At 68.5% G+C, this 5,875-nt stretch carries 6 protein-coding genes and 2 pseudogenes; 5 read left to right on the top strand and 3 right to left on the bottom strand.

Annotated features, from left to right (window positions below; genetic code table 11):
- Nucleotides 1-48 precede the first annotated feature (48 nt).
- Nucleotides 49-246 (bottom strand): hypothetical protein, encoded by a 198-nt coding sequence (locus tag ACY34J_RS28655; RefSeq protein WP_462729546.1) that lies wholly within the window; start codon nucleotides 244-246, stop codon nucleotides 49-51.
- 225 nt (nucleotides 247-471) lie between these two features.
- Here ACY34J_RS28655 and ACY34J_RS28650 point away from each other — a divergent pair, with 225 nt between their 5' ends.
- From ACY34J_RS28650 to ACY34J_RS28640, 3 genes are all read left to right on the top strand, one after another.
- Nucleotides 472-1,356: a winged helix-turn-helix domain-containing protein gene (locus tag ACY34J_RS28650; RefSeq protein ID WP_462729547.1), complete on the top strand. Its 885-nt coding sequence runs from the start codon at nucleotides 472-474 to the stop codon at nucleotides 1,354-1,356.
- On the top strand, nucleotides 1,356-2,096 hold the full coding sequence (locus ACY34J_RS28645) for an HAD family hydrolase (protein WP_462729548.1): 741 nt from the start codon (nucleotides 1,356-1,358) through the stop codon (nucleotides 2,094-2,096). The genes ACY34J_RS28650 and ACY34J_RS28645 overlap by 1 nt, the downstream gene beginning before the upstream one ends.
- A 181-nt stretch (nucleotides 2,097-2,277) precedes the next feature.
- The gene (locus ACY34J_RS28640) at nucleotides 2,278-3,315 is read left to right on the top strand and encodes a phosphotransferase (protein ID WP_462729549.1); all 1,038 of its coding nucleotides are present in this window, start codon (nucleotides 2,278-2,280) and stop codon (nucleotides 3,313-3,315) included.
- A gap of 4 nt (nucleotides 3,316-3,319) precedes the next feature.
- On the opposite strand, the gene ACY34J_RS28635 is transcribed toward ACY34J_RS28640, so the two are convergent.
- Nucleotides 3,320-3,805, bottom strand: a complete 486-nt coding sequence (locus tag ACY34J_RS28635; RefSeq protein WP_462729550.1) for a GNAT family N-acetyltransferase — start codon at nucleotides 3,803-3,805, stop codon at nucleotides 3,320-3,322.
- Between the two features lie 166 nt (nucleotides 3,806-3,971).
- Here ACY34J_RS28635 and ACY34J_RS28630 point away from each other — a divergent pair, with 166 nt between their 5' ends.
- The gene (locus ACY34J_RS28630) at nucleotides 3,972-5,081 is read left to right on the top strand and encodes an MFS transporter (RefSeq protein WP_462729551.1); all 1,110 of its coding nucleotides are present in this window, start codon (nucleotides 3,972-3,974) and stop codon (nucleotides 5,079-5,081) included.
- Between the two features lie 118 nt (nucleotides 5,082-5,199).
- Nucleotides 5,200-5,370, top strand: a pseudogene (locus tag ACY34J_RS28625) (IS4 family transposase); the annotation flags it as partial.
- A 181-nt stretch (nucleotides 5,371-5,551) separates the two neighbouring features.
- On the opposite strand, the pseudogene ACY34J_RS28620 reads toward ACY34J_RS28625, so the two are convergent.
- A pseudogene (locus ACY34J_RS28620) lies at nucleotides 5,552-5,875 on the bottom strand (protein kinase family protein); the annotation flags it as partial.

Here is a 5,875-nt window from a genome sequence, read left to right as displayed (position 1 = left end):
CGGCTGACGCGGCACTATGTGCCGGATGTGCGCCCCGTGACCGGGGCCTCACTGGGCCAGCAGCATCGTGAGCACCACGGCCCCGATGCAGCTGCAGGTGGCGTTCTTGGACCTGACACCTACGGCCACCAGAGTCAGCCCGATGACGCCCATGGCGCCGAAGCGCCACTGCACGACCTGCTCGAAGCCGACGGCGAGGACGGCGAGGACGAGGGCGACAACGGGTGCGAGGTCGGTGTCCGACATGGAATTCCTCCTTCGGGACGGAGGTGCGGAGGCGGACCGTTGCCCCTGCGCCCATGCGTCATCGGATGGGCGGTGGCATCGACACGTGCGAGAACCAACTCCCCGGGGATCTTGCCATCTTGCTTAGTTGGCACCAACTCTTCCTATTTACTGCCCAGTTGGCTCCAACAGAAAACTACTGACGAACAACTTCAGCTAGATGGCTCCTGGTTGTAGCGTTTCGCTGTGAGTCCAGAGAGCACCACTGTCAACGGTCAGCATCAGTCCTATCTCCAGGTGGCGGCTGAGCTGCGAGCCCGGATCCGCTCGGGCCGGCTGCCTGCCGGCACCAAGATGCCGACACAGTCCAGCCTCGCCGAGGAGTTCGGCGTGGAGCGCAGTGTGATCCGGCAGGCACTGCGCGTGCTCCACGACGAGAAGCTCCTCACCAACGTCTCCCGGGGCAGCCCTCCCACCGTCGCCGAGGCCCCCACCGGCGGTGACCGTGGTCAGGCTCAGCCTCAGCCGACCACGGTCGCCCTGGCACCCCGTCTGGTCGAGGCCTTCTCCGCTCCCCACGTGCGGATCGACGCCCTCAGCCTGACGGCCGAATCGCTGTCCATGGCCCTCGCCGAGCCGATCCGGCGGATCCACGCGGGAATCATCAAGCCGGCGAAGGTCGAGGTGCGCGTACTGCTGCCCGGTCGCGACATCAACCTCGCCTTCCCCATCGCGGTCGAGGATGACAAGGACGACAGGCTCCACCAACGCTGGCTCGAGCAGCGGAATCTCCAGGGGCGGGTGCTGCGTAACTACCTGGTCGCGCTGCGCAACCCTCCGTACGGAGTCGACGTCTCCGTTGCCTACCGGGCGCTGCCGTTCACCCCTCCGGTGAAGATGTACATACTCAACGACGCCGAAGTGCTCTTCGGCTACTACACGATCACGCGGGGAGAGGCGGAGATCGGAAGCGAGGCCGTGCAGATGTATGACGCGCTCGGCACGCAGTCGATGCTGTTTCCGTTCCTCAAGGCCGAGAACCCATCACGGGACGCCACATTTGTGGAGCAGTCGCAACTATGGTTCAACGCCCTCTGGGAAACGATCACTTCAGACCTGACACTCTCCTGATGACTCGTGATGTAACAGGACCGGACCTGTCCCTGGCGGACGCCGTCCGGCTGCGGCAGATGATCGGCCAGGCCCGGTCCGTGCTCTTCGACTTCGACGGGCCCATCTGCCGGCTGTTCGCAGGTCACCCCTCGAAGGATGTCGCGCAACACCTCAAGGGGTGGCTGGCCGAGCGCGACTTTCTCGACCTCGTGAACGCGGTGGTCGGCATCTCGGACCCGATCATGATCCTGCGCACAGTGGCCGAGGACCGCCCGGCCGACCCGCTCATCGCCCTCCTGGAGAAGGAACTCACCAGGCAGGAGGAGAAGGCCTCGCTTTCTGCACGGCCGGCGCTCTACGCCGATCCACTGATCAGGACCCTGGTGGCAGTAGGCCGTCGCCTCGGCATCACGACGAACAACTCAACCAGCGCGGTCGCGCGCTATCTGACCTCCCGTGGACTGACCGAATGCTTCGGCAGCCACATACACGGCCGCACCCCGGACCCGACCCTCCTCAAGCCGCATCCGGACTGCCTGACCAGAGCATTGAGTTCGCTGGACTGTGCGCCGCACGAGGCGTTGATGATCGGCGACGCCCCCGCCGACGCCATGGCGGCGCAGAGCGCCGGAGTCGCCTTCCTCGGCTATGCCCACGACGAGCACAAGGCCACCGATCTCTACAAAGCCGGAGCCCCGTTGGTCATCGACTCCCTCGCACACGTACTAGGGGTCGCGAGAACCGCGACCTGGCACTGATGCCCGGGGTTCCACCCGAACGAGTCATCGGCTGTCCGCGTGGGCCGCATGACCATACGCCCGTACGCAGGGCTACGCTGCTCTGTCACCCATAACCCCACGCCACTCCAACGCCACCCGAGGCCATGCCATGCCACCCGATGTCGCACACGTCAGAGCTCAGTTGGGCGTGAAACGGGTGATGGGGCCGCTCAAGGGCCACCACCATGAGGCGTACGCGGTAAAGCTCCCCGCCGATGTCGCCCGCAGCATCGGCTTCCGCTGGGTGAAGCTGCTCGACCCCCGGCCGGGCCTGTTCTGGTTCGATATGCGCTGCTTCCCGTCCCAGGACGCCCTGCTGCAGGCCCTGCGCCCGCATGTGCCGCACATCCCTGAGGTCGTGGAGCTGGCGGGCTTCACCTGCCACAGTTTCATCGAGGGCAAGACGCTCGGTTCCGTCCGTAGGGGACCGGGCAGGCCCGACGGGCCCTTGGAACAGGTCGCGCAGCTTTTCCACAGCATTGTCGCCGTCCCGCTCGAGGAGCTGCCGAAAGAGCGATGCTGCGACCGGCGGGACTGGCCCGACGCCGGGGACAGCGGCGGTTTCCTCAGACGTCTGGCGGCCTTCACGCGCCACGAGGTGTACGAGCCGCACCGGCAGGAGTTCGAGTGCATCTTCAGCTCACTGGGGATCCGCGAACACGCCCTCGCAGCCCTGGCCGAGGCAAGGCTCGATCTCCACCCGCGCCCCTTCTCCCTCCTCCACGGCGACCTGCACCAAGAGAATTTCATCGTCGACCGCAACCGGCGGCTGTGGACCATCGACTGGGAGCTGGCGATGGTCGGCGACCCGCTCTACGACCTCGCCACCCACCTGCATCTGATGCGCTATTCGGCCGACCGGCAGGCGATCATGGAGAACCTCTGGCGCACCGCCGTGGAACAGGCCCGCCCGGGCGCCGCGGCAGGTATGGCCGAGGACCTGGGCCACTACCTCGACTACAAGCGCATCCAGTCGGTCTACACGGACATCCTGCGCGAAGGCCGGAAGATGAAGGAGGAGAAGAGCCTCAATCCGGCCTTGCTGCTCCGGATCGGTCTGCGTATCCACGGGGTTCTGGAGCGGGCCAGGACCGCGCTGGGTATGGCCGAGGTGCCCAGCGCCTGGCGCATCGCGGCGGTGTACGCGGACTGGTACCGCTCCCACGCCGATACCCCTCGCGCCTCCATCCCCGTCTGAGGGCTCAGTCCATCTTCAGATACATGAAGTGCTCAGGGTCACGCAGCGGTTGGAAGCCGGCCTTGGCGTAGAGGTTGTGGGCGTCGTGCGTCGCGAGGAGGATGCGGCGCAGACCGAAGGGCTCCAGATGGGCGCGGACGGATGCGATCAGGGCCGTGCCGAGGCCCTTGCCCCGGGCGGAGCGGTCCACGTACACATCGCACAGCCACGCGAAGGTGGCCCGGTCGGTGACGATCCGGGCGTACGCGGCCTGGGCGCCGGAGGCGACCTCGTACACCCCGAAGTTCAGCGAGGCGGTGATGGCGCGCTCCACCTTCTCGCGGGGGCGACCGAGCGCCCAGTACGCGTCCGTGGAGAGCCAGTGGTGGATGCGGGCGACATCGAGCCGGGCGGGGTCGGCCGAGATCTCATAGCCCGCGGGCACGGGGATGGCGGGGGTGGCGGGGGTGGCCGCACCGGCCGGCTCGGTCACGTCCGTCACATCGGTCATGCGCTGGATCCTAAACGGGCGCGCCGCAGCCCTCACACGGGTTTTCCTCGCCACGGGCGGGCCTTCCCGGCACCGCCCGGGGCACCGTAGGCTGCGTGTCATGAACCGACGACATTGATGCTCACCTGAGTCCAGGCTCGCGCGCAGGCTCTACGCCTACGCGTTCTTGCAGGACTTCGTCCTGCTGTACCCGGTCTACGCGGTGCTGTTCGCCGAGCACGGGCTGTCCGCCGCGGAGATCTCCTCGCTGTTCGTCATCTGGTCGGTCACCGCGTTCGTGCTTGAGGTGCCGTCCGGGCTGTGGGCGGACCTGTTCTCGCGCCGACGGCTGCTGGCCGTCGCGCCCGCCCTCGCCGGGGCGGGGTTCGCGCTGTGGACGTATCTGCCCTGCTACGCCTCCTTCGCGATCGGCTTCGTGCTGTGGGGCGCCGGCGGAGCGCTGCGCTCCGGTGCGCTGGAAGCGCTGGTGTACGAGGAGCTGGAGCAGGCCGGGACACCCGGCGCCTATGCGCGGCTCATCGGCCGGTCACGGGCGATCGGGACCACAGGCGCCGTAGCCGCGACCGCGCTCGCTGCCCCGGTCCTCGCGGCGGGCGGCTACTCGGCGGTGGGCGCCGCGAGCATCGTCGCAAGCCTGCTTGCCGTGCCCGTGGGCTGCTCCTTCCCCGAGTCCCGCCACGGCGACGAGGGCGACGGAGTGGACGAGTCGTACGCCGGGGTGCTGCGCGCCGGCCTGGCCGAGGTACGGCGCTCGGTACCGGTCCGCCGGTCCCTGCTTCTGGTCTCGGTGGTCTCTGGCGCCACGGCTCTGGACGAGTACGTCCCGCTGCTCGTCGAGACGACCGGCGTGAGCGCCCCTGCTGTGCCGCTGCTCGTCCTCCTGGTCACGGCCGGTACCGCGCTGGGCGGGTGGTGCGCCGGGCACCGGACGCGGTGGGCGGGGCCCGGGCTTGCCGTCGCGGCCGGATGCCTGGCCCTTGGGGCGGTGAGCGGGCGCCCGGCGGGGCTGGTGCTCGTCGGCGTCGCGTTCGCGGTTTTCGAGTGGGCGATCGCCGCTGCCGAGGCCCAGCTGCAGGAGCAGGTGACGGACCGGTCGCGGGCGACGGTCACCTCGATGGCGGGCTTCGGCTCGGAGGTGATGGCGGTGCTGATCTTCGGCGGCTATGCGCTGGGGTCGGCCTGGGCGGGGCCGGGCCCGCTGTTCGCGATCGCCGCCGTGCCGTTCCTCGTCGCGGCGGCCGTCGCGGGCCCGGGTTCTGGCGGTGCGGGACGGTGAGGCCGAGCTACGGGGAGGCGACAGCATCCGCGTACTCGCTGCCCCGGCTCATGGCTGCTCAGGTAGTGTTGCCGTCTCCAGCAGCGCACGGCCTGGGAGCACGGTGGCCGAGACGGTGCTCGCCGACACCCTGCTGCCGCGACTGGAGCCGGGGATGCTGCTGCTGGCCGACCGCAACTTCCCCGGCTTCGACCGGTGGCAGGCCGCCGCGGCGACCGGGGCGGACCTGCTGTGGCGGGTGAAGTCCGACGTGGTGCTGGGCGTGCGCGAGCAGTACCCGGACGGCTCGTCGGCCGTGTCGTGCGCCGCCCAGCGGCATTGCTGCTAGACGAGTAGTTCCGTTGTCCGAGCTGTTGCGCGGGTTTGATATCGAATGCGCGCGTGGTCGGGCCAGGGTCGTGCCCTGGGGTGCTGCTGGAGGCCGACGTAGGGTGACTGATCCATGTCGAGTGCTGGCCTCCAGGCGTCCGTCAGCAAAGGGGGGAGCTGTACATCCCGCCAAGCTGGCGGATCTCCTCCAGCGGGTATGGGGTCTGCCTGCTCTGGCGCTGGAGCTTGCGGTTGAAGTCCGATATCACGGCGGCGATTGGCGCGTGCCGGGCGATGATCGATGCGGCCTCCTCTGGGATTCCTGTGGGGCGCTTGCCCTCTGCGTAGGCGCGCACCAGCGCGTAGCGGCCGTCCCGGTCCTCCCTCTGGTACCCGTACAGAGCGGTGACCAGCCAGTTCACCAGATACGTGGCGGTGTAACAACGGTCGTAGGCCTGATGCCGGTCGAAGAAGTCGGCCTCGTC

Source organism: Streptomyces sp. HSS9-12 (assembly GCF_054963655.1).
This window is presented reverse-complemented; position numbering and strand designations above follow the sequence as displayed.